General features: G+C 65.2%; 3 protein-coding genes. All 3 read right to left on the bottom strand.

Features of this window, described 5'->3' with window-relative positions; genetic code table 11:
- Positions 1 to 14: 14 nt before the first annotated feature.
- From K678_RS17215 to K678_RS17225, 3 genes are read right to left on the bottom strand one after another with little or no spacing between them, the layout of a single operon-like run.
- Positions 15 to 479 carry a chemotaxis protein CheW gene (locus K678_RS17215; protein ID WP_021133763.1) on the bottom strand — a complete coding sequence of 155 codons (465 nt, stop codon included), beginning with the start codon at positions 477 to 479 and terminating at the stop codon, positions 15 to 17.
- The gene (locus tag K678_RS17220) at positions 476 to 2,563 is read right to left on the bottom strand and encodes a chemotaxis protein CheA (protein WP_021133764.1); all 2,088 of its coding nucleotides are present in this window, start codon (positions 2,561 to 2,563) and stop codon (positions 476 to 478) included. The genes K678_RS17215 and K678_RS17220 overlap by 4 nt, the downstream gene beginning before the upstream one ends.
- On the bottom strand, positions 2,563 to 2,928 hold the full coding sequence (locus K678_RS17225; RefSeq protein ID WP_039853789.1) for a response regulator: 366 nt from the start codon (positions 2,926 to 2,928) through the stop codon (positions 2,563 to 2,565). The genes K678_RS17220 and K678_RS17225 overlap by 1 nt, the downstream gene beginning before the upstream one ends.
- Between the last annotated feature and the right edge of the window lie 6 nt (positions 2,929 to 2,934).

Raw genomic sequence — 2,934 nt, forward strand, 5'->3', positions numbered from 1 at the left:
CGCGGATGACGCGGTCAATCGGCGGTGAACAGACGGACGATATCGGGAATGACGATGAAGTCGGTCCCGCGCTTGCCGATCCCCTTGATGAAATCGGCACGCCATTTCATGCCGATATCGGGGGTGCTTTCGATCGAGGCCCGGCCGATTTCGGTGACTTCAAACACTTTGTCGGCGAGCAGCCCCACAACGGTAATTTCGCCATCGAGGTCGATCTCGACCACCACCACCCTGGTATCGAGGGTGGGCGGCGTCTGCTCCATGCCGAATTTCAGCCGCAGATCGGCCACCGGAACCACCTTGCCCCGCACATTGATCAGGCCGCCGACGAAATCGCGGGCGCCCGGCACCTCGGTCACCGAGACGAGATCGAGAATCTCGTGAACGATGCTGGCGTCGATCGCGAAAATCTCGCCGCCCAATCCCAGGGTCAGGGCTTCGAAGGCCGGGCCGCCGCTTGCCAGTGCCGTATTGGTCATGGCGCGCTCCTTTGCTGATCCGGGGCCTGGCCGCCGCTGGAGACCAGATACGCGGTGTCGAGGATCAGTGCGACGGTGCCGTCGCCCAGGATCGTAGCACCCGAAAAACTCGCGACGTCGGCATGCAGCTTCGACAGCGATTTGATCACGGTCTGGTGGTCGCCCAGAACCTGATCGACCACCAAGCCGATCCGCCGTTCGCCCGCCGAGATGATCACCACCTTCTGATAGGGATCGGGTGGGCTGGTCGTTCCGAACAATTCGCGCAGGCGGATGAACGGCACCAATTCGTCGCGGATGTTGAGGAAGTTGCGCCCGTTGTGGCGGTCGTCCTCAGCAGGCAGTTCGACGCATTCCTCGACCGCCGACAGCGGCATCACAAAGCGGCCCTTGCCGACCCGCACCAGCAGCCCGTCGATAATCGCCAGCGTCAGCGGCAGGCTGAGAACGATATCGGTGCCCTGGCCGGGAACGCTCGACACCTCGATGGTGCCGCGCAGCGAATCGATGGTGCGTTTGACCACATCCATCCCGACGCCGCGCCCGGACAGGCTGGTCACCGCCTTGGCCGTCGAAAAGCCGGGGTGGAAGATCAGCTGGAAGAGTTCAGGGTCGGACAGTTTGGCTCCCGGCGGGATCAGGTCCTGTTCCTCGGCCTTGGCGCGGATGCGGGTGCGGTCGAGGCCGCGACCGTCGTCACGGATCGAAATCTGTACCTGGGTTCCGGCGTGACGGGCCGACAGGTGAATCCGGCCCTGGGGCGATTTCCCGGCGCGCACCCGGTCCTCCGCCGTCTCCAGCCCATGATCGAGGCTGTTGCGAACGATATGGACCAGCGGATCGTTGAGACGTTCGATCACCGTCTTGTCGAGTTCGGTCTCTTCGCCGTCGGTGGTGAGCTGCACCTCTTTTTCGAGGTCGCGCGACAGATCGCGGACCAGACGGCGGAAGCGGCCGAACAGCGACCCGATCGGCAGCATCCGGATGCCCATCGTCGTCTCGCGCAGGCCGTTGGCCAGCCGCTCGATTTCCTCGGCGATCGCCTTGATCTGAAGATCCTCGCTGCTGGCGATCAATTGCTTCAACCGGGCCTGGGCGATCACCAGTTCGCCGACCTGATCCATCAGATCGTCCAGCCGTTCCGCCGGAACCCGGATCGACGAGGTGGCGGCCGGGCCGGACGCCTTGGCCGTTGCCCCTTCGGTGCGCAGGTGTTTTTGCTCGGCCAGGGCCGAATGCAATTGCTCTTCGCTGAGCGCCCCGTCCTGGACCAGCATCTCGCCCAGCTTGGGCTGACGGGCGGCGATGTCCTCGATCGTTTCGGGATCGACGTCGCCGCGCCGTGTCAGGATGTCGCCCAGCCGGGGGTCGAGATCGAACACCCGCTCGATCGTCAGATCCATGCTGTCACGGACGAAGATGAACACGTCCTCGATCGCGGTTTCCGGCTGGGTGGTGGTCAGCACGACGTCCCAGCCGAGATAGCAGCCGCAGGGGTCGATCTCTTCCAGCGACGGCACCCGCTCGGTCAGGCCGACGATGGTGCATTCGCCCAGATCGCGGATCTCGTCGAGCAGGCGCAGCGGGTTGGTGCCCATCGCCATCGCATCCTGCGCGAGGCGGAAGCGAAACCGCCACGTCGCCGCCGACAGCGTCGCTTCGATCCTGCTTGGGGACGCGGAGGACACGGCCGCGCCACCGCCGCCATTCTCGCCGGTCAGCGCCGCGACCTGGGCCAGCAGGCGCTCGCCCAGCGCCTTGTCGGCCTGCTCCGGCGCTTCGATCAGGGTGCGGATATGATCGCGGGCGGCCAGGGCAACCCCGATCAGCGCCGAAGTGGGGGCAATCGCCCCCCGGCGCACCATGTCAAACGCGTTTTCCAGATGGTGGGTGAAGCTGGCGGCCGCCTCGAACCCGAACATCGCCCCCGAGCCCTTGATCGTATGCAGGGCGCGGAAGGCGGTGTCGAGCAGGTCGCGGTCGTCGGGGGCCTCTTCCAGGCTGAGCAGCGCCGTCTCCAGCTCGGCCAGCAGATCGGAGGCCTCCTCGCGAAATGCTTGGGTGGGGTCGGCGCCGGCGGCCATCAGCCGAGGACCTTCTTGACCACGCCCAGCAACTGGCTTTCCTGGAACGGTTTGACGATCCAGGCCGTGGCCCCGGCCGATTTCGCCTCGGCCTTTTTCGATTCGTCGGATTCGGTGGTCAGGAAGATGATCGGCACCCCCTTATAGGTCGGCAGCGCCCGCAACGCCCGGATCAGGCTCAGCCCGTCCATGTTGGGCATGTTGAGATCGGTCAGAACCATGTTGACCCCTCCGCCCTGGGCCTTGCCCAGCGCATCCTTGCCGTCGCAGGCCTCGATCACGTCGTAGCCCGCCCCGGTCAGCGCCATCTTGACCATCAGCCTCATGCTGGAGGAATCGTCGACGCACAGGATTGTCTTCGCCATCGCTAA

It is taken from the genome of Magnetospirillum fulvum MGU-K5 (assembly GCF_000442515.1).
GTDB lineage: Bacteria > Pseudomonadota > Alphaproteobacteria > Rhodospirillales > Magnetospirillaceae > Phaeospirillum > Phaeospirillum fulvum_B.